The sequence below is a fragment of the Peribacillus sp. NPDC058075 genome (assembly GCF_042885195.1).
Taxonomy (GTDB): Bacteria; Bacillota; Bacilli; order Bacillales; family DSM-1321; genus Peribacillus.
Map to the genome: position 1 here is coordinate 38,916 of NZ_JBHVSL010000006.1, position 22,677 is coordinate 61,592.

Annotated in this window: 26 protein-coding genes and 3 pseudogenes; 7 read left to right on the forward strand and 22 right to left on the reverse strand. The window is 35.3% G+C overall.

The window, feature by feature from the left end; translation table 11 throughout:
• Nucleotides 1–25: 25 nt before the first annotated feature.
• Both ACFVS1_RS24580 and ACFVS1_RS24585 read right to left on the reverse strand, forming a co-directional pair.
• Nucleotides 26–265: a hypothetical protein gene (locus tag ACFVS1_RS24580; RefSeq protein ID WP_144530034.1), complete on the reverse strand. Its 240-nt coding sequence runs from the start codon at nucleotides 263–265 to the stop codon at nucleotides 26–28.
• Between the two features lie 1,072 nt (nucleotides 266–1,337).
• Nucleotides 1,338–1,892 (reverse strand): GNAT family N-acetyltransferase, encoded by a 555-nt coding sequence (locus ACFVS1_RS24585; RefSeq protein WP_387551536.1) that lies wholly within the window; start codon nucleotides 1,890–1,892, stop codon nucleotides 1,338–1,340.
• 377 nt (nucleotides 1,893–2,269) lie between these two features.
• On the opposite strand from ACFVS1_RS24585, the gene ACFVS1_RS24590 reads away from it, so the two are divergent.
• A complete protein-coding gene (locus tag ACFVS1_RS24590) occupies nucleotides 2,270–3,292 on the forward strand; it encodes an STAS domain-containing protein (protein WP_387551539.1) in 1,023 nt (340 codons plus the stop codon).
• A gap of 128 nt (nucleotides 3,293–3,420) precedes the next feature.
• Here ACFVS1_RS24590 and ACFVS1_RS24595 read toward each other — a convergent pair whose 3' ends face one another.
• Both ACFVS1_RS24595 and ACFVS1_RS24600 read right to left on the reverse strand, forming a co-directional pair.
• Nucleotides 3,421–3,756 (reverse strand): hypothetical protein, encoded by a 336-nt coding sequence (locus ACFVS1_RS24595; RefSeq protein WP_387551542.1) that lies wholly within the window; start codon nucleotides 3,754–3,756, stop codon nucleotides 3,421–3,423.
• A gap of 667 nt (nucleotides 3,757–4,423) precedes the next feature.
• The gene (locus tag ACFVS1_RS24600) at nucleotides 4,424–4,864 is read right to left on the reverse strand and encodes a bleomycin resistance protein (RefSeq protein WP_387551545.1); all 441 of its coding nucleotides are present in this window, start codon (nucleotides 4,862–4,864) and stop codon (nucleotides 4,424–4,426) included.
• Nucleotides 4,865–5,097: 233 nt separating this feature from the next.
• Here ACFVS1_RS24600 and ACFVS1_RS24605 point away from each other — a divergent pair, with 233 nt between their 5' ends.
• A complete protein-coding gene (locus ACFVS1_RS24605; protein ID WP_352926987.1) occupies nucleotides 5,098–5,319 on the forward strand; it encodes a hypothetical protein in 222 nt (73 codons plus the stop codon).
• A 59-nt stretch (nucleotides 5,320–5,378) separates the two neighbouring features.
• On the opposite strand, the gene ACFVS1_RS24610 is transcribed toward ACFVS1_RS24605, so the two are convergent.
• Nucleotides 5,379–5,837, reverse strand: a complete 459-nt coding sequence (locus tag ACFVS1_RS24610; RefSeq protein ID WP_387551549.1) for a DUF5412 domain-containing protein — start codon at nucleotides 5,835–5,837, stop codon at nucleotides 5,379–5,381.
• A gap of 32 nt (nucleotides 5,838–5,869) precedes the next feature.
• A pseudogene (locus ACFVS1_RS24615) lies at nucleotides 5,870–6,083 on the reverse strand (dihydrofolate reductase); the annotation flags it as partial.
• Nucleotides 6,084–6,299: 216 nt separating this feature from the next.
• Between ACFVS1_RS24615 and ACFVS1_RS24620 the strand changes: the two are divergent.
• Both ACFVS1_RS24620 and ACFVS1_RS24625 read left to right on the forward strand, forming a co-directional pair.
• The gene (locus ACFVS1_RS24620; protein WP_387551552.1) at nucleotides 6,300–6,911 is read left to right on the forward strand and encodes an undecaprenyl-diphosphatase; all 612 of its coding nucleotides are present in this window, start codon (nucleotides 6,300–6,302) and stop codon (nucleotides 6,909–6,911) included.
• Nucleotides 6,912–7,303: 392 nt separating this feature from the next.
• The gene (locus ACFVS1_RS24625) at nucleotides 7,304–8,821 is read left to right on the forward strand and encodes a COG4705 family protein (protein ID WP_387551555.1); all 1,518 of its coding nucleotides are present in this window, start codon (nucleotides 7,304–7,306) and stop codon (nucleotides 8,819–8,821) included.
• 282 nt (nucleotides 8,822–9,103) lie between these two features.
• Here ACFVS1_RS24625 and ACFVS1_RS24630 read toward each other — a convergent pair whose 3' ends face one another.
• The 8 genes and pseudogenes from ACFVS1_RS24630 to ACFVS1_RS24665 all read right to left on the reverse strand — a co-directional run bounded on the left by ACFVS1_RS24630 (nucleotide 9,104) and on the right by ACFVS1_RS24665 (nucleotide 13,150).
• Nucleotides 9,104–9,481, reverse strand: a complete 378-nt coding sequence (locus tag ACFVS1_RS24630) for a hypothetical protein (protein ID WP_387551558.1) — start codon at nucleotides 9,479–9,481, stop codon at nucleotides 9,104–9,106.
• Between the two features lie 152 nt (nucleotides 9,482–9,633).
• Nucleotides 9,634–9,837 carry a DUF4181 domain-containing protein gene (locus ACFVS1_RS24635; RefSeq protein ID WP_387551561.1) on the reverse strand — a complete coding sequence of 68 codons (204 nt, stop codon included), beginning with the start codon at nucleotides 9,835–9,837 and terminating at the stop codon, nucleotides 9,634–9,636.
• A gap of 260 nt (nucleotides 9,838–10,097) precedes the next feature.
• Nucleotides 10,098–10,542 (reverse strand): annotated as a pseudogene (locus ACFVS1_RS24640) (aspartate/glutamate racemase family protein); the annotation flags it as partial.
• A gap of 27 nt (nucleotides 10,543–10,569) precedes the next feature.
• On the reverse strand, nucleotides 10,570–10,992 hold the full coding sequence (gene fosM, locus ACFVS1_RS24645) for a FosM family fosfomycin resistance protein (RefSeq protein WP_387551564.1): 423 nt from the start codon (nucleotides 10,990–10,992) through the stop codon (nucleotides 10,570–10,572).
• Between the two features lie 14 nt (nucleotides 10,993–11,006).
• On the reverse strand, nucleotides 11,007–11,537 hold the full coding sequence (locus ACFVS1_RS24650; protein WP_352926999.1) for a PepSY domain-containing protein: 531 nt from the start codon (nucleotides 11,535–11,537) through the stop codon (nucleotides 11,007–11,009).
• Nucleotides 11,538–11,544: 7 nt separating this feature from the next.
• Entirely contained in the window at nucleotides 11,545–12,003 is a 459-nt protein-coding gene (locus ACFVS1_RS24655) for a GNAT family N-acetyltransferase (RefSeq protein WP_387551568.1), read from the reverse strand.
• Nucleotides 12,004–12,335: 332 nt separating this feature from the next.
• Nucleotides 12,336–12,827 (reverse strand): GNAT family N-acetyltransferase, encoded by a 492-nt coding sequence (locus ACFVS1_RS24660; protein WP_352927004.1) that lies wholly within the window; start codon nucleotides 12,825–12,827, stop codon nucleotides 12,336–12,338.
• 65 nt (nucleotides 12,828–12,892) lie between these two features.
• Nucleotides 12,893–13,150, reverse strand: coding sequence for a hypothetical protein (locus ACFVS1_RS24665; RefSeq protein WP_387551572.1), 258 nt, complete (start codon nucleotides 13,148–13,150; stop codon nucleotides 12,893–12,895).
• 263 nt (nucleotides 13,151–13,413) lie between these two features.
• Here ACFVS1_RS24665 and ACFVS1_RS24670 point away from each other — a divergent pair, with 263 nt between their 5' ends.
• The 3 genes from ACFVS1_RS24670 (at nucleotide 13,414) to ACFVS1_RS24680 (ending at nucleotide 15,347) form a co-directional block, all read left to right on the forward strand.
• Complete coding sequence (locus ACFVS1_RS24670; protein WP_387551575.1) at nucleotides 13,414–14,409, forward strand: zinc-dependent alcohol dehydrogenase family protein; 996 nt, start codon at nucleotides 13,414–13,416, stop codon at nucleotides 14,407–14,409.
• A 333-nt stretch (nucleotides 14,410–14,742) separates the two neighbouring features.
• Nucleotides 14,743–14,970 (forward strand): DUF421 domain-containing protein, encoded by a 228-nt coding sequence (locus ACFVS1_RS24675; protein ID WP_387551577.1) that lies wholly within the window; start codon nucleotides 14,743–14,745, stop codon nucleotides 14,968–14,970.
• 5 nt (nucleotides 14,971–14,975) lie between these two features.
• Complete coding sequence (locus ACFVS1_RS24680; protein ID WP_387551580.1) at nucleotides 14,976–15,347, forward strand: DUF421 domain-containing protein; 372 nt, start codon at nucleotides 14,976–14,978, stop codon at nucleotides 15,345–15,347.
• Between the two features lie 120 nt (nucleotides 15,348–15,467).
• Here the strand turns inward: ACFVS1_RS24680 and ACFVS1_RS24685 are convergent, their stop codons facing one another.
• The 8 genes and pseudogenes from ACFVS1_RS24685 to ACFVS1_RS24720 all read right to left on the reverse strand — a co-directional run bounded on the left by ACFVS1_RS24685 (nucleotide 15,468) and on the right by ACFVS1_RS24720 (nucleotide 22,666).
• Nucleotides 15,468–16,265 carry a fumarylacetoacetate hydrolase family protein gene (locus ACFVS1_RS24685; protein ID WP_101226022.1) on the reverse strand — a complete coding sequence of 266 codons (798 nt, stop codon included), beginning with the start codon at nucleotides 16,263–16,265 and terminating at the stop codon, nucleotides 15,468–15,470.
• Nucleotides 16,266–16,747: 482 nt separating this feature from the next.
• Nucleotides 16,748–17,392 carry a DUF4272 domain-containing protein gene (locus tag ACFVS1_RS24690; RefSeq protein WP_387551584.1) on the reverse strand — a complete coding sequence of 215 codons (645 nt, stop codon included), beginning with the start codon at nucleotides 17,390–17,392 and terminating at the stop codon, nucleotides 16,748–16,750.
• A 261-nt stretch (nucleotides 17,393–17,653) separates the two neighbouring features.
• A complete protein-coding gene (locus ACFVS1_RS24695; RefSeq protein ID WP_352927029.1) occupies nucleotides 17,654–17,863 on the reverse strand; it encodes a hypothetical protein in 210 nt (69 codons plus the stop codon).
• A gap of 361 nt (nucleotides 17,864–18,224) precedes the next feature.
• Nucleotides 18,225–18,611: a DUF192 domain-containing protein gene (locus tag ACFVS1_RS24700; RefSeq protein WP_352927031.1), complete on the reverse strand. Its 387-nt coding sequence runs from the start codon at nucleotides 18,609–18,611 to the stop codon at nucleotides 18,225–18,227.
• A gap of 464 nt (nucleotides 18,612–19,075) precedes the next feature.
• A complete protein-coding gene (locus tag ACFVS1_RS24705) occupies nucleotides 19,076–19,645 on the reverse strand; it encodes a dihydrofolate reductase family protein (RefSeq protein WP_387551588.1) in 570 nt (189 codons plus the stop codon).
• 74 nt (nucleotides 19,646–19,719) lie between these two features.
• Entirely contained in the window at nucleotides 19,720–19,953 is a 234-nt protein-coding gene (locus ACFVS1_RS24710) for a cyclase (RefSeq protein WP_352927036.1), read from the reverse strand.
• Between the two features lie 404 nt (nucleotides 19,954–20,357).
• A pseudogene (locus ACFVS1_RS24715) lies at nucleotides 20,358–20,646 on the reverse strand (DUF4181 domain-containing protein).
• A gap of 661 nt (nucleotides 20,647–21,307) precedes the next feature.
• Nucleotides 21,308–22,666 carry an IS1182 family transposase gene (locus tag ACFVS1_RS24720; RefSeq protein ID WP_387551591.1) on the reverse strand — a complete coding sequence of 453 codons (1,359 nt, stop codon included), beginning with the start codon at nucleotides 22,664–22,666 and terminating at the stop codon, nucleotides 21,308–21,310.
• Nucleotides 22,667–22,677 lie beyond the last annotated feature (11 nt).

Sequence of the window (22,677 nt, forward strand, 5' to 3'; positions counted from 1 at the left end):
AAATAACCTTTTATTTACTCATTAGTCATTGATAATCAGTATGGTATTTAAAACAATGCATTTCATGCAAAACCTGTATATAACGAATTAAGGAAGAATTTATCCTATACTCTCCTTGGTCGGTTTTCGCAATAAAGTAATCACTTCGTACTATCTTATCTAATGCATCTTGTAGAACGTCTTCCTTCTTTACATCTGGCCCTTTTAATATTTTTTCTCGTTTAATATCATTTTCCAAGGTATAACAAACAATGAATTTCTTCAAATTAAATCCCCCTTTCAAGAACAACTCCTGATTGTCTTAAGTAGGGAAACACGTCTACTTATTTGAAGCGAAGAGTCTTAAAATGTATACACTGAATAAGAATGCAATTATCGACCAGCTTTGTCTTTCAAAGACGTAATATATATATGACCCATGTTGATAAAATGATGGATAGCATTCCTACTATTTTTGAAAATAACCTTTGTGTACCATCTATAAATATTTCATGGATACCCTAGATACAGCCCAAAAAGATATATATCAAAGCATGTATAGAAAATTTCATTTTTTTAGTCTATTACACAGACTATTTATATTAATTCGAAAGGAACCTTAGTATTAAGGGGGCAAAAATATTTAATCCTCGATTCCCCCCTCTATATACAGACCAAATCTGAATTTTAGTCAATAAAAAAGCCACCAATTATGGCAGCTGGATCTTCGACTTTTGTTCCCGCACATTCTCTTTTTCTATGTATTATGTTCGTTTTACGTAATAACCTGGATAACTTACCTATCTATAGGACATCCAAGAGACCCCCTAAGGATCTTGGTGTTTGTCTGAATCCATCCTCGAAGCTTTTCAGGGATGGATTTTTATTTTTTTTTCTTAGCTGAATAATATGTCTCAAGAGCGACTTAAAAGAGAGCTGGATTTTTACCCGTCTTAATTGCACTAAACTGCTCTTATAGTTCCATAAGAAAAAACTGCCTTAAAGACAGCTCTGATCTAAAGCTAACGCACCCGTTAGGCATCCATGAATCGCAAAAATCGGCGACTCACCACAAAGAATGAAAATGGTTAGGATGTGTCAATACTGATACTGACCTTAATCCGGTCAACCCTAATCCATAGACTAATTAATTAACGCTCTCCTCTTTTTTTAAACGGTGGAGCAGGGTCTTCTTATGTATTGTCATTTTTCCATTTTTAAAGAAACTTATTTTCATGGTAGTTCTATAAGAAAAGCGATTCTTATTAAAGAATCACGCTCTTTAATTGAATAAGAAGGGACTATATTTTATTGAAATTATCGTCAACAAACCTCTTCATTTTATCTGTACAAGAACGCTAAGTTTCCAGATTAGTAATTTTGCCGAAAAGTAATGCATCATAATACTTATTCTCTATAAAATAGTGGTCTTTTAATCGTCCTTCTAACTCATACCTGTTCTTTTCAAGTATCCGTGCAGAGCCAATATTGGCATGCACTACCATAGCATGGAGCTTATGAAGATTAAGTGAATTAAATGCAAAATCACTTATCAATGCAACAATCTCTGTTCCATACCCCTTATCCCAATGATGTTTATGCAACACATAACCAATTTCAGCTTGGTTTGCTTCTTGGTCAAAATTGAAAATTATGGCTGTTCCTATAATTGCTTGAGTTAATTTTTCAACAATGGAGGAATATAAATGAGTTCCTGCCGACTCACGTTTTAACATTATTTCAATGAACTGACGAGTTTCCTCCAAAGTACTCATCAAATTCCAGCCAATAAATCGTGAAACCTCTTGATCTGACGCATAATGATGTATCTCTTGAACATCCTCTATCCTTAGTGCTTTGAAGTAGATTTTTTCACCCTCTAATGAATGAAATAAAACAGCCTGCTTCTCCATTTTACCCTCCTCTAACTACGCTTTGTTAATGAACCTCCGATGGTAGCGAAAATGGCCCCAATTAAGGTTAAATATCATCGTACTCATCTTAGTATATCCTTTCAAATAATTTTCCATATATATGTTTCAACTGTTCCCTCTGCAATCTGTCCCTTTAATGGAATAACATGACTGACGCTTTTAAACAACTTTATTATGTTATAAACGACTTTATTGTAAATTAAACAACTTTAATGTCACTTAACAGTATTCCTTATGGAACTATCCTGCCCCGATAGTTGCATAAAGAAAAAGCTGCCTAAAAGACAGCTAGAAAGTAGCAAATCTTTTGTTATTCCTATAAAATAAAGATAATTCATAATATATAGGTGAAATTAATGGCTAAAACTAATCTAAAGGTCCAAGTAAACAAAAATGAAATTATCTGGAATGAAGAAAAAGGGTTATTTACTTTTGACGGTGCACCTGCACTCTTATTATGGGACTCTGCAATAGAATTGTTTTTAAATACAATTGAAGAGGTTTCCGGAACTGACGTGTCCAAGACTGTATATGAGGCAACCTTTTATCGGATGGGACATTTAGTAAGTTCATATTACCAAGAACGTCAAGACATTGAACAACTTTTTACCGAATACAGTGATATTTATAAAACTGCTGGTTGGGGAAACTTTAAGATTACTTATTACTCATTTGAGGAAAAAAGAGCAGTTATTCAATTAAAAAATAGCTGGGAAGATAGAATCTTTAAAAATTCGAATAAAGAAAACGCGGGAGTTTTATTACCAAGTCATTGGGCAGGTGTCTTTGCAGGACTATTTCAACAAGATATATGGTATAAGGTTAATAAGAGTCAAGCGGAAGGTGAAGAATTTAATGAAATTGAGGTATTCCCTTCTAACATTACTCCAACAAAAAATATTCACGACTTAGCGAGGCAAAAGGAACAACAAAGTATTAAGGAATTAGAGGAAAAGGTAAAAGACCGCACCGAAGAGTTATCCTTATTGGTTAAGGAGTTATCTTCTCCTATTATACCTGTTTTAAAAGGAATTCTTGTTATACCATTAATTGGAAACTTTAACCAAGAACGACTTTCAGATTTGGTTGAAAACGCTTTAATTGAAATATCTCGTCAAAAGGCAAATTACCTACTAATTGATGTAACTGGTATTACTAGTGTTGATGACTTTACTATATTTGGCATTCAAAAATTAATTGAATCTGTTCGTTTGCTAGGAGCTGAGTGTTTCATAGTAGGAATTTCTTCAAAGCTCGCCATCGAAATTTCCATTTTGAACCTCAATATGAGTAAAGTTCGCACTTTTTCAACCCTCCAACAAGGAGTAGAGTTTGCAATTGGATTAAATGGTTTTGAATTAGTCGAGAAGGAAAAATAAAAGGTAGGTTCTAAAAAATAAAGCTGTCTTTTTGACAGCTTTCGAGTGTTTCTCGACAGCCTGAGCTGCCTTAAAGACAGCTCTGATCATTAGCTAACGTATCCGTTACTAGAATAAGGAGTTACCTTTTATTCCTCGTTTAATTGCTTTAACCACTCTATAAACCAATCTTGAGGTAACTTTACTTTTGAGAGGTCTAAATTCTGCATTTTTTTTAATGAGTAAGTATTTACCAAAAATAAATCCCATTGACATTCAATATCTCGTGCTATCCAAAAAGCTATTTCATCAAATTCATTAGATGCTTCAGCTTCCTCAAAAGCCATTGTGAGGTTATCACACCACTTAATAAACTCAAATTGTGAAAATCTGTTTTCTTTTCTACATACGTTATTTAATAAGTTCTTTAAGTTTTCGGACGAGAGTGGAGAATCTATAGTGGTTTCATTCCAGTTCCAATTCATATAAACATCCCCTATTATCGACTGTAATTACTTACTATCCTCATCACCTTCTACTCTCTAATTTAACATTTTCTTATACAACTAACCTGCCTCGTTAGTTCCATAAGAAAAAGCTGCCTCCTTAAAGACAGCTCCGATCTTCAGCTATCGCACCCGTTAGTTCTACAGAAATGCGCCCTATAACAAAAATTATTCAAAAATATGTCTGCTGCATAGATATCGCAGAATCACCCTCGTTCTGGAAAGTAAAACTAAGGCATTGAATTAGTTGTAAAGAAGATAGCAATTGTAACTACAACTAAAAAAGCCATAAAGTAACTTGATGTCATTATCAATTTCTTTACAATGTCTGTTTCTTTCATTTTCTTATAAGCAACAAACCCAAGAACAATGGACGTAATCCATATAAATACACCCCATAGAGAGAATAAATATACGGAATTCGCAACCCAAAATATCAAAATTAATAAGTGAAAAAGCAACAAAAACCAAGCTAGTTGTTTCATATTTCTCTCCGATCCTCACCACAAATGATTGCTCTAAATAACCCATTAATGCAGTTCCGTAAGAAAAAGTTTGCCGCAGCAACCTGGATTATTGAAGTAAAGCACCCGTTAGTTCATTAACGAGATACAATTAATTACATGCAGTTTTCCATGAAAACAAGTTAATCACCAACAACTGGAACTCCTTCATTTTCTCTTTCCCCCAAGCTTTGGACGAATCTTAATAAATATCCGTCTGGGTCCATGATTAAAAATTCCTTTTGTCCTCTTAATTTAGTATCTGCCCTATACCAATTCTCCTGAATTTCCATCTTAATCGGGTACTGATGCTTTCTAAGACTCTTATATAATTCGTTAATATCACTTACCGTTATTTGAAAGTTAATTCCCCTCCCAAAAGGATATGATAACTCCCCTGTCTGCAAATTACCATTTATCTCTTCAATCATAATTTGACAGTCATTTAATGATAGCATAGCGAATTTATCTTCTGGGCGTTGATACTCTATTTTAAACGAGAGAATGTTTAAATAAAAATTAAGACTTTTATTTATATCTGAAACTGATAACTCTGGTACTAATGTATTTAGTCTAAACATCATATCTATCTCCATATCCAATTTTGTTAATAAATGTACCCCTTATTCTATCATTCCTTGTTCAACAATCCTGCCCCTTTAGTGCCATAAAAAAAAGGCTGCCGCAGCAACCCTTGTTATTGAAGTAAATCACCCATTAGTTGAATAAATTTTTTTACCTTAAAAATGATTTGTATATAAATAAAGAGGGTAAAGAATTGGATAGTTAGACAGTTATTTACTTGGGGGGGATAATAATGGCAACTCTTTTAAAAAATTTAACAAACTCGTTAATCGAGACCCGTCAGCGATATGCAATGCTTAAAGATAATGGCATTAAATCCATGAGTACCATTTATCCTGCTATCCCTTGGAATGCCGAAATATATTATCACCTTTTAGCGACCTTACCTAATGAGATTGACCGTCTGGAACAAAGGATTATGAAAATAGAAAGCAATTTTGAAGCCTGCCAGTGAGGGTGGGCTTTTAGATAATGTGAAAAAGCATATTTAACCTTCTTTTTTTTAGAATCGCATTATATAGCTACTCTGCCCCGATAGTTGCAAAAAGAAAAAGCTGCCTTAAGACAGCTCCGATCTTCAGCTAACGCACCCGTTAGTTGATTTATAATTTTCTTCTTATCCCTTCTGAAATCATAAGTTTCACTTGGGACTTCTAATTGGTGACCATTAATTATTACGGTATCATTATCAACCCATTTAATATTTGCTTTTTCTTCATGATAGTTCCAATAAATATTATTTGGTTTTCTTTTCTCTTTATTAAAATTCATCTCTCCAAGAACACTGAAATCTGTTGTTGCTCCTCCAGATGATACATAAGCTTTAAGCGTATAAGTTTCATCTGGGGAGGTAACTGTTGATATTAAATCGCCTTTTGGTAGTCGATTCATATCAAAAAAAGCCCAGTATATTCCGTATCCCAATAGTCTAATTATTAATAAAGAGATAACGATGTTTAGTTTCTTTTTCATATTCTTTCTCCTAAAATTAAGTTATGCCCAGATATTTCTTTCCATTCATCGAAGTAAACTTCTGGAAAAAATATATTTCCTTCAAAATCATGATGAATTTTTGTAATATACATCTTCTCTACATAAGGTTAGAACATATTATAAATCTGTTCTCCCCCGAAAATAAAAATCCCTTCTTCATTTTTACATAACTCAAATACCTTTTCGATCGATTGAATGGACAATTTCACAACCGTCGTTTCCAAAATACAGCAAAAGACGCTTTGCACATGCAAGCTTACTATTTGTTTTTGCCTTCATTTTTAAATGACTACAGCACTAAACTCGCATTTATTTTTCTTATTTTAATTTATTTTTAACGTAATTTTCATAGGATGTTCAGGTTCCTTCGATATACTCAGAATGCATGTTTCTGGTTAACTTGATTTTAAATGAGTAACCAAAACCAAGGAGATGAACAATATGAACTATGAAATATTTCAATGGATTTACGGTTGGTCCGGCCATTTCTCTTATCTAGATAGAGGAATGATATTCATCACTAATAGCGTTCCTTATGTGGTATTCGCACTTATGTTGTTTCTATGGTTTATTGCAAACAAAGAAAAACGAGCGGAAAAACAGTACACAGCAATATACGCTGTTTTTTCTTGCTTACTTGGATTGTTCATAAACGCAATCCTTCACCTTGTCTACTATCATCCACGTCCATTCGTGGCACACCATGTTCATCAGTTAATACCTCATCCTGCTGACTCTTCGTTTGTAAGTGATCACTCGGTATTAGTATTCTCCATAGCATGTACGATGGTGCTACGAAACGACTCGTGGAAGTATCCCGTATTAGTATGGGCTATTATTGTTGGCATTTCGCGTATATTCGTCGGAGTCCATTATCCTGCAGACGTGATTGGTGGCGTCCTTATTTCATATGGGGCAAGCATATTCGTTATGCAGTCTTCCAAAAAATTGGAGCCTTTGGTACAAGTTGTGTTCTACATGTATGACAGATTAACGAAACATATCCCTTTCCTTGCAAAGTACAGCCATAAAGACCTAAGTCAAGAAAGATAAGGATTTTTTCTAATGGAAAATCGGCTGTAATAAGAGTTGAAATCTTATGGTTAATTGATAAACAGACTTTTTCTTATTATGGGAAAATGTTGTATTTTCTATTTTTGCCAGAAATGGAAATTGTTTTGTAACAATGACTACTTCCAAAAAGGAGTTGAGTTCCTTTAAAGGAAACTTAGCATTTTCTGAACAAACTGAAATGGTCCAACCTTTAGGTCGGTAAATGATAAGCAAAGAATCACAAGTCACCATATTTTTGGGAATCGTCAAGATTATGGCAGAAACAGCGCAGACTTCCTTATTGATTAACTTGGATTTGGATGGGTATCCTAATTTAGAGAGAGAAATAAAATTAAGTTGTGGGAAACCACTTTAAAGAAAGGAAATTATATATGCAAGAAAACCAAAATAAAATGAAAATTTTACTTAACAAAGTGCCACAAGTGACGATTTTCTTTTGGATCATCAAAGTTTTGTGTACAACTGTTGGTGAAACATTTGCTGATTACATCAATTTCAACATTGGACTTGGTTTAACTCTTACTACCATTATTATGGGAGTTGCGTTTTTTATTGCATTGTTTTTTCAATTTAAAGCAAACAAATATGTTCCAGCCATTTACTGGGTAACAGTTGTTCTTATAAGCGTATTTGGAACACTTGTAACGGATAGTTTGACAGATAATATGGGCGTACCACTTGAGGTTAGTACAGCTGTATTCTCGGTGTTACTAGGACTGACTTTTCTATTTTGGTATCTTAGTGAAAAAACACTATCGATCCACTCGATTTTTTCTAGAAAAAGAGAAGTTTTCTACTGGCTTACGGTCCTTTTCACCTTTGCACTTGGAACAGCGGTCGGCGATTTATATTCCGAACAACTTGGTTTTGGTTATCTTAACACAGGAATAGGCGTAGTTATTATTATTGCTCTTGTTTTCTTAGCTTATAAATTTTTGAAACTTGACGGAGTATTAGCTTTCTGGATTGCGTATATTTTAACTCGTCCGCTTGGAGCGTCAATTGGAGATTACCTATCTCAATCAAAAGTAAATGGCGGATTAGGACTCGGGACAACCGTTACGAGTGTTATTTTTCTTATCGCTATCTTAGCAATTATCGTTTTCCTAGCCGTTTCAAAAATTGATACAAATGCTAAAAGTGATATAGCGGAAACAAACCAAAGTAATGCAAATAAGAAACATGTGCTAACACAAACGATTGTTGTACTCGTAATTTTCTTAGTTGTTGGTATAGGTGGTTATAACTGGCGCAGTAATAATATTGCATCACAAGGTGCTGCAGAGCAAACTACATTAGCGGGTCAATTAAATGATTTTGTTAAAATTGAAAATGATATACTAAACGCTGTAAATAAAAACGACTTTGCTTCAGCAAAAAAAGCTGCTGATAATTTGGAACATCAGTGGGATACACAAGAACCTAAGCTTCGAAAGATTGATAGCACTACATGGACAAAAATTGATGGAACAATTGACTCTGTGCTAGCAGCAGTTCGTTCTTCAAAACCTGATATTAATCAAAGCAAAACAGCACTTACTAATTCACTTAGTGTCTTAAAAGGTGCAAATAATTCAACATCAAAATCTGGTGCCTCACAAACTACATTATCTCGACAGTTAAACGATTTTGCAAAAATCGAAAATGATATACTAAACGCTATAAACAAAAATGACTTTGCTTTAGCGAAAAAAAGGGCAGATGAATTAGAACATCAATGGGACAAACAGGAACCTAAGCTTCGAAAAATCGATGGCGCTACATGGACGAAAATTGATGGAACAATTGATGTGGTATTAGCAGCAGTTCGTTCATCGAATCCTGATGTAAACAAGTGTAAAACAGCACTTAACCATTCACTTAATACCATAAACGCAGCAAATAAATAATCATCTTAGGAATCGCCAATCGCGGTTCCTTTTTAAATGGAACACTTATTAAACTAAACTACACCGTTAGTTACATAAAGAAAAAGCTGCCTAAAATTCTCCGATCTTCAGCTAAAGCACCTGTTAGTTCTACTGAGGGAAAATCCACTTACATCACTATACAGCTAATTTTGTAAATAAAAAGAGCATTAACCCTTTTGGTCAACACTCTAAAATCGATTTAACATACATTAATAACTATTACATGAAACCATTCGACTATGCCAAGCGTAAATTTTAATATCAATCTTCATTATCTTCTTCATATAAATCGTGTTCACCAATATAAATAGGGCCGTTTGCATAATCAATTCTAATTGGCCATTCATACGGAACGGATAAACGGCTTGCTACACCTCTCCAAAATTTACTCGAATCGGTTTCAAAATCTTGAAACTCTTTTAATAGTTCTTTATATGACGAACCGTCGAATTGTATATTCATTTCCTGCAACCTCATGAAAGCCATATGTCTAATTTCAAGCTCTGCTGCCTTTTCCATTTCTTCTTCAGTTGCCTCTTCGATAATGGTTCCTGGCGGAGGTAAAATAGCGTAGATATTATCTACTTCTTCTACCGTTTCTTGTGCGGGGATCGATTTATTTCGAATCCGATTAAGCATAAAGTCAACTCCTAATGGTTTTCATCTATTATATATAAGTCTATCGAGCTGCGTAAACTAAATACTATTCATGTTGAACTAACGCACCCGTTAGTTCATTAAGGACACAGTAAAAAAAGTCCCTTATTGGGGCTGTTTTCATTTAGATAATATTAAATTAAATAAAAGCCAGTGACCAAAACAAAAAGGTAAATAAACATAGAGTATAGAGTTAAGATATATTCCTTTTTTTCTCTTTTATATTTCCATTCCATGAAAGCACGAAAACTTAATGAAATAAGGAAGTAGCCAATAAGCAAGGGGATAGTATTCTCAACAAACCATATTAAAATAAGAAACGCTATTAGCATAGACATTTAAATCCACTTCTGATATTTATTAACACCTTTGTAAAAATGGCCCTTGCTTTTACCAATCTTTAATTTCTTCTTCAACCAACGTTCAAACACTATTGCAATAATAAAAAAAGCTATAATAAAAATGATGTAATTTAACAAAAAACTCACCTGCCCTGACTACCAATTTTAATGATGTGAATTATTACCTTGTTCCTTTTTCCAAGCGAAAACCCAGCAGCTAATAAAGATACTGTCGCTAGATCACGTTTCTATCCTCGTTTATTTGGTATCAAAACCTTGATGCCATTAAACTCAATTCGTGTTTTATAAAAGTCTTGCTCCATCGTATATGTAGTGCCAAGTAAACCAACCGTACTGATTTTGGACTTTTGAATTTGTTTTGCCGTTGAATCAGCAATGTGTAAAATAGGTAAACTGACTTTTTCTTCAATATGTCCAATCACTTTATGCATCGTATTTGTACACAATCATTTCGGCACCTGCCTTTTCCAATGACAGAGCTATATCGGCTAATAATTTACCGGAACTTTCCCAATCCCCTTCAGCTTGATAGCGTTCGATTTCTTCAAAATCCACGCTATATAAAATGCACTTTGCTGAATGCAATCCTCCCAATTTGGCTTTTACTTCCTCATTGATGAGTCGATAATACTCCAGCGATGATTCCCAGCTCATTCCGCCAATAAGGCCAATAGTTTTCACAAATATTTCCCTTTCATCGTTTAATTATCAGTCAAAAAACTCCATATGTGCTTTTTCTTGTTTGTAGTAATCTATTCTGATTTGTAAAGTACCTGTATGAAACTCGAACTTATGACCATCTGGATCGGTGAAATAAATGGAATTCTTATCTTGTTCATCTCTTGGACGTCCTGACAGGATGTTTACATTCAGTTCATTTAGTTTCTCGTACATGTTCATAAAGTCAGCTTCTTCTATGGAAAATGCGATATGTGTGTATGATGGGCTTATTTCATTACGGGGAATATCTTTTTCTACATTCAGGGCAAGCCACATTCCATTCAAATCAAAATAGGCAGTTCTTCTCCCCTTAACTAACAATTTAGCATCAAAAACATTTTGATAAAATTCTATGGAAGTCTCTAAATTAGAAACTGAAAATAAAAAGTGATTCAAACCTTTTATAGACACATTACCACCTCATATTAAGATTGCCTTTTATTCGTCATTAGACGCTTATAGAGAGGATACCCGAACATGTAATACCCGGAAAATGACAGCAGGATTAAAGATAAACCCGTCATTGTGAGGATACTGTATCTATACCAATCGCCAAAGAAGGTTCCATCATGCAAAGTGATGAGGAACGTCGAGTAATCTGGATTTGTGGATAGCACTTTTCCCGTACTCACATCTATTTGAACACCTTGACCGTTATTAAAGCGAACCTGGTACACATTTGCACTTGGTCTGTATTCAATTCTAAAGATATCTTCAACCGAGTCTGCACCTGGAAGATCCTGAGATGTAGCAATGGACACGACCTTCTCCATAGGTATCGCTTGATCTGGACCCGCCTCTTTCCCCATCCTTAACTCATCAGCCACTCCGAGTGGTAACATATAAACAAGCACGAGGCCTGTGACTGCGATGAACATAAAAAAAACGGATAAAACCAATCCAGTCCATTTATGTATTTTTCGGCTTAATTGATACAACTTTACAGATTTCGACACTATTCCATCACCCCTTGGCTACTTTTAATAAATTTTTCTTCATGACCACCCGATCTTCATTTACAACATAATCATTTTTAAGATAAAATGCTTCTGCAAGCCCGTCATTGGCCGTTAATAGATATAGACTTTTAATCTCTCTCTTCTGCAGTTCAGCTTCTAAAGATTGAAGCATTTTTGAGCCATGCCCTTTGCCTTGCATTTCATTATTCACACAAAGTTCTGCCAAATAAAAAGTTAATCCTTGATCAGACACTTTACTATTTCCAGCAATGAAACCAACTGGTTTATGATCACTATGAAATAAAAGTCCAAGAAATTTAGGTGTATGCAATAAGTCGGAAAGTCTCTCTTTAGCCCTTTCATATGTCCATCTTTCATTCCATGGTTCACTGTTAAAAACATTCATGTAGAGTTCGATACATAGCTCCACATTCTCCGATGTCAGTGGTATCATTTCTGTCATTTTCATGCTTCCTTTCTATTCCCATTAAAATTTTGTATATTAATCCAAATTATAGCTTATCTGATGTGAACTATCCTGCCCCTATAGGACCATAAAAGAAGAGCTCTCTAAGAAGAAGAAAATCACCTAAATACCAGTCGACTAACCATGGTGGGCATAAACTGGGCAGATTAGATAATTATGAGGCGCTACAGATATTGTAAGTACTATTCTAGACAGCATTAGGAATGAATAAAAAAAACACTTTAGCTGACAGTCCCGCCTTAGTTGATTCTATAAAAAAGGTCGACCGGATTTTTACTGGTCGACCTTACTTCATTAAGAATAGGATTTCATTGAAAATCTTTGTAATTTGATAACTGTTTCACGAATAAAACTCTATCTTGATTTAGTCCGTCATAGTCAGAGTGCACTGAAACACCATCAATTATTTTATCTCCCTCTTCCATTTCAAATCCCATCTTGCAATGATAGGCAATTGAGGATTTGTTGACAGGAGACGTTACACAACGGACAACATTGCATCCATTTTCATTAACGACATTGAAAAATTGATTGTATAAATGTCTTCCGATATCATTTTTTCTGTATTCAGGATGCACCCCGACAAAATGAATATATGCCTCACCAGATTGAGATTGAGATAGAATCCCTATTAGGAAACCGACTATCTTCCCTTCTTTTTCGGCTATGAAACTTGTATTTGTAAAATGATCAAAGAATAATTTCGGCAACCTATCAGACATTTGCCTTCCTCCCCACCACTCATTGATTAGCGGAGATATTGCATAGTAATCTGAACCTTTCACTGAACGAATTTCCATCCTTCTCCCCCTTTAATCATTAAGGTCATTTTCACGTTAGTCATTCTTATAATTAATATACCCCGTTAGTTCATTAACTTTTCAAACGATAAAATTACAATTCCACATATTACTGAAACTCCTAAAAATGATAATACATAAAAATGAGAGGGTATAACACTCACAAACTCTACCTCGTTGTGAAGGTTTTCTACTGCTCCCCATGCATTCTCAATATCTGGTTTATAGCTTTTTGTTTTTATATAACCGACTAACATCATAACGACTGCATAGATTGCATGAATGGATAATGAACCTATAATTGCTTGAAGAACGACTTTCATATTGCCCCCCCCAATCTTTTTAAGTATCAAATTGTATACTATAAAATTTATCCTATTCAACAAAAATGTGCGTGCTTTTCATTTTATACGATATAAAGTATCATTGATTTTGCAAGTAAAGACTAAATATTCGTACTTTTCATACCATTTAAGGATGTTACTACTCGGATGCTTATGTTTCTGCTGTGCCATCCATATCCATTCATCCTAACGATGAATAGTGACGAGACATTTTCCATAAAAAATAAAAAGGAGTGATATGAGTGAAAGCACAAATTATTCAATCATTTGGTGACCCATCCGTATTTCAATTTAAAGAGCTTCCAAAACCCGAATTGATACCTGGACATGTACTTATTCAAGTCAAGGCTACAAGTGTAAATCCTATTGATACGAAAGTCCGTGTTGGTGCAGTTCCGGCCGTTGCCCCCGAGTTTCCAGCCGTTTTACATGGGGATGTGGCAGGTTTTGTATCTGCAGTGGGTGAAGGTGTGAATGAGTTTAAAGTTGGCGATGAAGTGTTTGGATGCGCGGGTGGTTTTAAAGGAACTGGCGGTGCACTTGCGGAGTTTATGCTGGCAGATGCTGATTTACTTGCCCACAAGCCGAAAAATTTAACGATGGAAGAAGCGGCTGCTTTACCACTAGTTGCCATTACCGCATGGGAAGCTTTATTTAATCGGGCAAATCTTGTCCCTGGACAAGATATACTGATCCATGCAGCCACCGGCGGTGTAGGACACATCGCCATTCAGCTAGCCAAATGGGGAGGCGCGACAGTCTATACAACTGCCTCTTCGCAAGAGAAGCTGGAGATTGGCACGCGCCTTGGTGCAGATGTAACGATTAATTATCGAGAAGAAAGCGTTCACGATTATGTACAAAAATATACAGACGGAAAAGGTTTTGACGTTGTGCTTGACACGGTAGGTGGAGAAAATCTTGATCGCTCTTTTGAGGCAGCCGCGGTACATGGAACAGTAGCAGCCATTGCTGCTCGTTCCACTCATGACCTCTCCCCCATGCATTCAAAGGGACTCTCCCTACATGTTACCTTTATGTTGTTGAAGATATTAAACAAGGACATGCATAAGCAATATGGAGAAATTTTGAAGAAGGTTGCCAGTGTGGTTGAGGAAGGTAAGCTGCGCCCGCTTGTGGACCCAAACATGTTTACGTTTGAAGAAGTCTCAAAAGCCCATGAGTACTTGGAGTCAGGCAAAGCGATAGGAAAAATTGTTTTGAAAAATAACTGGTGATTTTATTTTCAATGTTCATTCAAAAGCAGAGGTACAGTGAGAATCTCTATAGATCCTCACTGTATCGTCTGCTTCTATTTTTTATTACTAAAACATCCTCTAGCTCTACATTCCACTGATTCATACTTCAAGATATATTCATTTAGTTCCTAAGAATTTTACTTTTGCCGACTGTTAATACCGCCTCTGATACTGGGTAATCTTTACCTTACAGAAACAAGGGGGAAATCGGTGCGCTAAGCATGGAAACCCTTACTTCATCTGAGTGTGAAATAAATACTAGGTACTATTTGGTTTAAATGATAGTTAAAAGGGAGAAAAGGAAAAAAAGAAATGTCTCAAGTGACCCCTATTGATTTTATTTACGCTTTAGTATTGGGTGGCATTCTAGAAGAAGGCATTTACGATGAAAAAGTGTCGATCTGGCAGATTCTATTTACCATTTGCCTTTGGGGAATTTCCGTTTATATCATAGAGATTTGCGCTCAAAAAAGTGATCGCATGAAAAAATTGCTCAAAGGACATCCTTCTTTGATTTTCGTAACGGCGAATTGGATATAAAACAAATGAAAAAAAATCATCTGGATATTGAACAGGTTCGAACCATGCTGCAGAAACAGGGTGTGTTTACTCTCCGGGAAGTGCGTGATTTATATCTTGAGCCTGGCGGGGACATCAGTGTAATACTTCATACTAAAGCAGGAAGCGTCACTCCGGACATGCTTAGCCTCAATCCTTTGGATGAAGCACCTTCTATCTTAGTAATTGAGGAAGGCCAAATAAAAGAGGAAGAACTTCAATCCTTGAAAAAATCAAAAGAATGGCTTCTGGAAGGAATTCGGAAAAAAAATTATAAAACAATTGAGGATATCCTATATGGAAAATGGTCAGAAACAGATGGATTCTTTATACAACCACACCCCAAAGAAAATTCTTAATATACAAATAAATAACTTAAGAGATTTTAATTTTTTGCGCTGCTTAATCTTAACTAAAGAAAAAGCTGCCATAATGGCAGCTCTAATCTTTTTTTACTTTATTAAGAATTCCAGCAAATCTTACTGGACACCATTACATAACCGACCGATATTCTCAACTTCAACAACGACTTCATCCCCCGACTTGATCGTGCAGCTGCCAGATGGTGAACCAGTGGCCAAAATGTCGCCGGGCTCCAGTGTCATTACCTGAGAAAGCCAGCTGATTAGAAACGGAATGCTTAGAGACATTTCATTGGTATTCCCGTCTTGGACAACACGGCCGTTTAAAGTGGTCACAATCCTTAAATTTGTAGGATCCACGCCGGTAACGATGCACGGTCCCAAAGGTCCGAATGTATCAAATCCTTTGCCCCGCGTAAACTGTGGATCTTTTTTTGTTAGATCTCTTGCTGTGACGTCATTAAATATCGTGCACCCAAATACATAATCAAGCGCATCTTCTTCTTTAATGTTTTTTCCGCGCTTTCCAATGACAAGGGCCACTTCCCCTTCAAGTTCCACTTGATTGGATAACTCGTTTGGAGGAAGGATAATATTCTCCTTGTCTGCTATAAGTGAAGATAATGGCTTTAAAAATAGAAATGGTTCAACAAGGTTTGCCTCTCCACCCGTTTCCTTCGCATGACCTGCATATGTCCAGCCGAAATTAACCACTTTCGAAGGTTTTACAGGTTCCAAGATTTTCACGTCACTATATTTTAGCTCGACCCCGTCATACTTTATTTCCTTGTTGACAAGTTCAGCAAAACTGCTAGACAGTTGTAATATCATATCATCCTCAACAATACCGTAATGTATTTTGCCCTGTTGATTCTGATAGCGAACGATTTTTTGTGTTTTTTGTAGCACATGCATTATGAATAAACTCCTTTGATGATTAAGATTACCACAGATCATATAAATCCGGTTCTCCTATACTATAACATGCCTGTTCTTTTACGTGAAAAAAGATCTCTCGTCTCGACTCACTCTTCAACTAAACCGACCTATAGTTAATTAAGCTTAAGTTATTTAACTATTTATTTTATGGAACCTACAATTTATATGTAATTTTATCTGTGTAGTGCCTTAGGCCGCAATAAATATTCCGATTGACAGACCTAGTATACATTCCCGATTAATTTTAAACATACCTAAAACCAAGCACAGTCTTGGTGCTTATTGATTATCTCAAAATATCAAAACTTTTGTACTGGTAATTCGTCCCTTATTCAGCTAACCCGCCTCGTTAGTGCATAAGAAAAAGGCTGCCTCAGCAGCCTTCCTACCTGTTAGATTAAATGGATAACTTCACTTTTAACCATGATATAGGAGCATAAAAGTATGTATTGCAGCTTTTATGTATCTGTACTTATTTCCTCCCATTCTTGATCCATATAATTTACCAACCAATTAAGAGTGTAGTGCCTTTCATATACAACGCCTTCATCTAGAAATGATGGAACTTCCAAATGATTTATTTGGGCTTCTCGTACCGCCCAATGTGCCCTATAAATAAAATCAAGACTATCTAATATATCACTGGTTGGTTTTAGAGTGGATTCATCAAGCAGCTCTTGTTTAGAATGAAGAGAAAAAACCTTCTCAAAAACATATTCAGCATTGCACGTATCGGCTGGAACATCTATATCAGATATTAGATTTACAGACCAAAGCAAAAGCCAAATACATTCTAACTTCCACGAGTATTGGATCAGCTCGTTCTGATTAGGATGTTCTTTCTTTAAAAACTTTTGTTCTTCTTCTGTGAATAATTCATTAGCCTTATACCTTTCAATAAATTCCTCAATTTTTTCTGGCGGAGCCTCCATGGCTTTCGCTGAAACTATCGCTAATGAAATAATTCTGTTTATAATTTCTTCCTTTGTTCTAAGGGAGGCTTCTTCCTCATTTTCCGTTAAGGGTAAATGTTTATTTATTGGTACCTTTAAAGTCTTTAATATTTTTTCGGATTGTTTTTTTCTCTTTTTCGAACTCTTCATTCCGCACCTCACTATTAACAGATCACGCTTCTTAAAAATTATTATTAGAAAAAACCTTCCACAGACCGTCTATTATTGTAACATGCCACTCAACTTCCCTGGGCATTTAGTTGCATAAAGAAAAAGCTTCAGCTCCGATCTTCAGTTAAAGCACCCATTCGTTCCAAAAGGAATATTCGACTAAACTCCCCTTTAGTGAACATAAAAATAGTGCCAACTTCTCTTTAATAGAAATTAGCACTTCGGTTTATTCACTATACGTTATCGTGCCGCTTTAGGCGGTTGGCACACATCACATTTACGTTGGTTATTATTTTTGAATTTCTTGAATGTTTTTTCAAAGTTACTGCCACATGTACATTTAAAAAGTAACTTTTGAGAAAAACCGTGATATTCAGTCGTTAGCAACTTACTTTCAGAATTGTTCTCAACAAATTCTTGAATTTTACCAATCGTCCATTGTTTATTCATTTCTCTTACACCTCCATATTTTATCGCTATGCGGAGGCTTTTCTGGCATCCGTTCAGAAACAGTAATTATCGTAAGCTATTCATTATAACACGAGCTGGCACTCAATTAAACAGATGGATGTATCTTAACTTGCCCCGAAGTTGCATAAAGAGAAGGAGCTGTTGTTCAGCTCCTGGTAATGAAGTAAAGCAATCTTTAACGCACCCGTTCGTTTTAGTATATTTCTTAACAACTTTTTCAGAAATATTCACTGAAAAATCATTTTTACCACTAAGAACTAGAGGTGAGGTGAGGTGAGGTGAGGTGAGGTGAGGTGAGGTGAGGTGAGGTGAGGTGAGGTGAGGTGAGGTGAGATGAATTTCAATAAAATCTTACATAATCCCCTTCTTTAATTTGATTCTTTTCAAACCAACCAAGGTTCACTTCAATTGCATAGTGATAAGAAATTCCTGGATCATAGGTAGGACATATATCTTCTTTACAAGGCTCCATATGAAGTATTTTTAGAATTTCCCCATCCCAATCAAGAAAAGCAATAGATAAAGGAATTAATGTGTTTTTCATCCAGAATCCACCATATATCTTCACTGGAAACACAAATAACATCCCCTCGTTTTCGGGTAATTTCCTAACAAACATTAAGCCCTTATCTCTTTTTCTTTGAGTATCTGCAACTTGAACGGTTAATCTGGTTTCCCTGTTTCCGCTGAGTATTTTTATCATTTTTGTTTTTATTCTATTTTCCATGTTCACTCACCTTAGGGTAGTATTAAAAGCAGGAAAGAAATTCAAAGGAAGTTCATGAGGTTGAAAAAAAAGCCTTTTCCCTTCATAACTAAAAGGAGATAAAACAAAAACAAGAAAAAAAGAACTAAGGCAATCCCTTTTCACATCTAATGCTTATTCTATGGATTTAAATTTAATTCTTCGTTTTCAATAATCAACAACAATATATATGAAGATATATGAAGATTTATTCAACTGCCTCGTTTGTTGCATAAAAAAAGAGAGCTGTTGTACAGCTCCTGCTTAAGCCATTTTTCTTCTGGTTGGTGCAATTGTATAGCATACTAAAACCATTTTTTCCTCTCATCATCTAGAATATCTAATATCGTTTGCAGGATTAAAGCGCCCGATTGTTGAAGAATTTACAACAATAACTATCGAATATTTCTTCATGATATTTATTGTATTTTATCCTTAATATATTATTAATTTTCATTCAAATGATATATTAGTTGCACAACGCCAGAGGAGAACGTTTTTGTATGAACCAATTTTAAATTCAACCTCTTTTTTATATCAATAAACAAAGGTTTTCCTTCTCCCAAAATAACAGGATGAACAGATAATCTAAATTCATCAACAAGCCCTAAATTAATAAATGTTGTAATAAGACTTGCTCCGCCATATAACCAGATGTCTTTACCGGGCTTATTCTTTAATTTATTTACTTCTTCAACAATATTATCATTTATAAATATTGCTTTATTATCAGTCCCTTTTTGAGTTCTGGAAAACACGTATTTTTCTTTACTATGAACTATATCCCAAAGTTCTTTTTCAGTATCGGCATCTTCAATTCCTGGAGTGAATTGTCCCCATAAATCGTAGCTTTTTCTCCCATATAAAATAGTATCAATTTGATTTAAGAAATTAATAAATCCCATCTCAGGGTCCATGATGCACCAATCAACTTCCCCATTTTTCCCTTCTATAAAACCATCTAAAGTTACTGCTAAATCTAAAATCATTCTTCTTGGTCTTTCGTTATTGGACATAATTCTTCCTCCCTCAATCATTTGAATATTGTTTGCTCCAATCTTTAGCTAACGCACTTGTTAACTGAAGTCGATTACTTTTCAGCGTTCTCATCAACAGGTTTTCGTTTATGTTTTTCATTAATTATCTTTTTATTAAATATCTTAACTTCTCCAACCATTAGTAACCTCATATCCTCTACAATATACTTGGCTAACTCTTGGTCAGTGATGTCATCTCCATCAATATCAAGTCGGAATTCCTGCCCTTGAAGCCCACCGCCATTAGTAAACGCTATTTCAAAGTCAAATTGAACTCTTTTATCCATTTGAACCCTCCTACAATATTGATTAATACTGCAATGGCATTGATAAATTGACTTTTGGCAACACAGGGTTTTTACACCTTTCAACTGTTCTCAATAGACATATTCTAGATAAAAAAACCAATTACCTCCTTCAACTATCCTGCCCCGATACTGCATAAAGAAAAAGCTGCCTTAAAGGCAGCTCCGATCTTCAGCTACGCACCCGTTCATTAAATACTTATCTTTATCAGCAACTATGCCCTTAAAGATAAGCATGGAAAAAAGAATCCAAAACTAAAACATTAAATAAAAGATAAAAAAATTCAAATTCCCCTTACCCAATAAGCACCCAGGGAACACGAACGATCCTCCTAATAATGGACAGTAAAAAAAGTCACTTATTGGGCTGTTTTTATTAGATAATATTATATTAAATAAAAGCCTATGACTAAAATTAAAAGGTAAATAAACATAGAGTATAAAGTTAACATGTATTCTTTTTCTTCTCTGTTATATTTCCATTCCATGAATGCACGAAAACTTAATGAAATAAGAAAGTAGCCAGGAAGTAGGATTATCAACAAACCATATTGATATAAGAAATGCGAGTATCATAGCCATTTCAGTCCATCTCTGAAATGGATTGACACCTTTATAAAAAGACCCCTTACTTTTTTTAATCTTCCATTTCTTCTTCAACCAACGTTCAAACACTATTGCAATGATAAAAAAAAACTATAATATAAATGAAGTAATTTAACAAAAAACAACCCGCCCTGACTACCCATTATATCCTAATTAATTTAAAATTCTTTTCTGATCCTTTCTGCCAGTACAGAAAAGGATTTTTTGTCTTTCATACAGAGCCTTTTAACCTTGTTTTTTTTGTTTTTATCTTAAACACGGGATTGAATCCAGGCTAATACTAATATATAGAAAACAGATTAAATGTACGATAATGTTAAGAATCACATATTCAAGAAGCCACTAATTTGGTGGCTTTCTTATAAACTAAACTCTATATTTCCTCTGAACCATCTACATAAAATTGCATTTCTATATTGAACTAACCTGCCACGTAAGTTCATTAATAAGGTATCAACTTTATTTCATGTCTACACAAACACCATTGCTGTATTTGCAGCGTTTACGAACGTACTATCAGGACAGTATACTTTAAGTTCTTTTGGAAAAAGGGCAGTGGAAAAGCACAATCTTTAAAAACCTTTCATAAAAAAAAAGCTACCCATCAAGAGTGGGTAGCTACAGTTTGTAGACAAAAGGGGTTCGGAATTAAAAAATTCCGAACCCCTTTTGAAATTCCTTTGAAATTTTGACCAAAGGTTAAGAGATTTGGGCTCTTCGAGCCCCTATGTTAAGACATTTTAGGAACTTGCCATGTCCAAGTGGCCATCCTCTTTAAATTAATGGCAGCGAAAGTAAGCATCGCTTGCATCGACAATTTTTTAAGTCCCCTTAAAGTAGTCCAACGCATACCATGCTTTTCTTTTGCATCTGCGAATACACGCTCAATCGTTTCTTTGCGTTTCGCATATATAGGTTTTACCTCTTGATGATGACGCAGATGATCTGCTTCTTCCACATATGCTTGCCAGATATGCCGTGTCACTACTTTTTGATGGTCTTTGCTTTCAGTACACCGTGATAAAAATGAGCATGTTGCACAAATTTGTTTTGGCGATTTGTACTCGCGATAGCCCTCTTTATTTGTTGTTGAGTACTTTAAAGTTTCTCCCGAAGGGCAAAGGTAACAATCAAAGTGTTCATCGTAAACAAAGTCATGTTTGCGAAAGAATCCTTCTTTTGTACGAGGACGTGTATAGGGTAAAGCGGGTGTGATTTCTTTGTTAAATAGGTAGCTTGTAATCGCTGGTGTTTTATAAGCTGCATCTGCGGCAACTGCTTCTGGTTTTCCAACTTTCTCAATCACTTGCTCAACAAGTGGCTCCAAAATATGACTGTAATGTGTATTACCAGGTGTTACAATCGTTCCCAATACAAAACCGTTGCGGTCTGCGGCCGCATGGAATGAATAGGCAAACTGTTTTGTTCGTTCATCTTTCACATAGTAGCCACTCTCAGGATCCGTAGTACTTTCTTTAATTGCTTTGGTTTCTTCCTTATCAAATTTATCTGGTGGAAAAGGCTTCTTTCCATGGTTTTCACGATCTTGATTGATTTCTTCTTGAAGACGTCCTTGATACGCTCGTGTTTCTTTACGAACGATTTTCTTTTCAAATTTCCGTTTATTCGCACTGGCTTTCACATGTGTGGAATCCACGAAAACGTGTTCTACACTTATTAACTTTTTATTAGCAGCTGTCATTAAAATGCGATAGAAAATCTGTTCAAACAGGTCTGTATCTTTAAAGCGTCGCTTATAATTTTTTCCGAACGTAGAGAAATGAGGTACTTTATCATGGAAACCATAGCCTAAGAACCAACGGTAAGCCATATTGGTTTCAACTTCTTCAATCGTTTTACGCATGGAACGAATACCGAAGGTATATTGAATGAAAGTCAGTTTAACTAAAATAACTGGATCAATACTTGGGCGTCCTATCTCTGAGTACATATCTTTCACCAAGTCATAAATGAAAGTGAAGTCAATGGCAGCCTCCATTTTACGAACCAAATGGTTCGGTGGCACCAGTTGATCTATAGTAATCATTTCAAGTTGATCTCGCTGAATAGAATCATGTTTAGAAAGCATCGTCATCACCT

Coding starts and splice junctions, on each gene's coding strand:
- ACFVS1_RS24620 (WP_387551552.1), top strand. CDS start 6,300: ATGAACTATGAAATATTTCAATGGATTTACGGTTGGTCCGGCCATTTC.
- ACFVS1_RS24630 (WP_387551558.1), bottom strand. CDS start 9,481: ATGCTTAATCGGATTCGAAATAAATCGATCCCCGCACAAGAAACGGTA.
- ACFVS1_RS24635 (WP_387551561.1), bottom strand. CDS start 9,837: ATGTCTATGCTAATAGCGTTTCTTATTTTAATATGGTTTGTTGAGAAT.
- ACFVS1_RS24590 (WP_387551539.1), top strand. CDS start 2,270: ATGGCTAAAACTAATCTAAAGGTCCAAGTAAACAAAAATGAAATTATC.
- ACFVS1_RS24710 (WP_352927036.1), bottom strand. CDS start 19,953: ATGGATAAAAGAGTTCAATTTGACTTTGAAATAGCGTTTACTAATGGC.
- ACFVS1_RS24680 (WP_387551580.1), top strand. CDS start 14,976: ATGAAAAAAAATCATCTGGATATTGAACAGGTTCGAACCATGCTGCAG.
- ACFVS1_RS24660 (WP_352927004.1), bottom strand. CDS start 12,827: ATGGAAATTCGTTCAGTGAAAGGTTCAGATTACTATGCAATATCTCCG.
- ACFVS1_RS24600 (WP_387551545.1), bottom strand. CDS start 4,864: ATGATGTTTAGACTAAATACATTAGTACCAGAGTTATCAGTTTCAGAT.
- ACFVS1_RS24625 (WP_387551555.1), top strand. CDS start 7,304: ATGCAAGAAAACCAAAATAAAATGAAAATTTTACTTAACAAAGTGCCA.
- ACFVS1_RS24610 (WP_387551549.1), bottom strand. CDS start 5,837: ATGAAAAAGAAACTAAACATCGTTATCTCTTTATTAATAATTAGACTA.
- ACFVS1_RS24695 (WP_352927029.1), bottom strand. CDS start 17,863: ATGAATAAACAATGGACGATTGGTAAAATTCAAGAATTTGTTGAGAAC.
- ACFVS1_RS24675 (WP_387551577.1), top strand. CDS start 14,743: ATGTCTCAAGTGACCCCTATTGATTTTATTTACGCTTTAGTATTGGGT.
- ACFVS1_RS24605 (WP_352926987.1), top strand. CDS start 5,098: ATGGCAACTCTTTTAAAAAATTTAACAAACTCGTTAATCGAGACCCGT.
- ACFVS1_RS24690 (WP_387551584.1), bottom strand. CDS start 17,392: ATGAAGAGTTCGAAAAAGAGAAAAAAACAATCCGAAAAAATATTAAAG.
- ACFVS1_RS24700 (WP_352927031.1), bottom strand. CDS start 18,611: ATGGAAAATAGAATAAAAACAAAAATGATAAAAATACTCAGCGGAAAC.
- ACFVS1_RS24585 (WP_387551536.1), bottom strand. CDS start 1,892: ATGGAGAAGCAGGCTGTTTTATTTCATTCATTAGAGGGTGAAAAAATC.
- ACFVS1_RS24665 (WP_387551572.1), bottom strand. CDS start 13,150: ATGAAAGTCGTTCTTCAAGCAATTATAGGTTCATTATCCATTCATGCA.
- ACFVS1_RS24655 (WP_387551568.1), bottom strand. CDS start 12,003: ATGACAGAAATGATACCACTGACATCGGAGAATGTGGAGCTATGTATC.
- ACFVS1_RS24720 (WP_387551591.1), bottom strand. CDS start 22,666: ATGCTTTCTAAACATGATTCTATTCAGCGAGATCAACTTGAAATGATT.
- ACFVS1_RS24595 (WP_387551542.1), bottom strand. CDS start 3,756: ATGAATTGGAACTGGAATGAAACCACTATAGATTCTCCACTCTCGTCC.
- ACFVS1_RS24685 (WP_101226022.1), bottom strand. CDS start 16,265: ATGCATGTGCTACAAAAAACACAAAAAATCGTTCGCTATCAGAATCAA.
- ACFVS1_RS24705 (WP_387551588.1), bottom strand. CDS start 19,645: ATGTCCAATAACGAAAGACCAAGAAGAATGATTTTAGATTTAGCAGTA.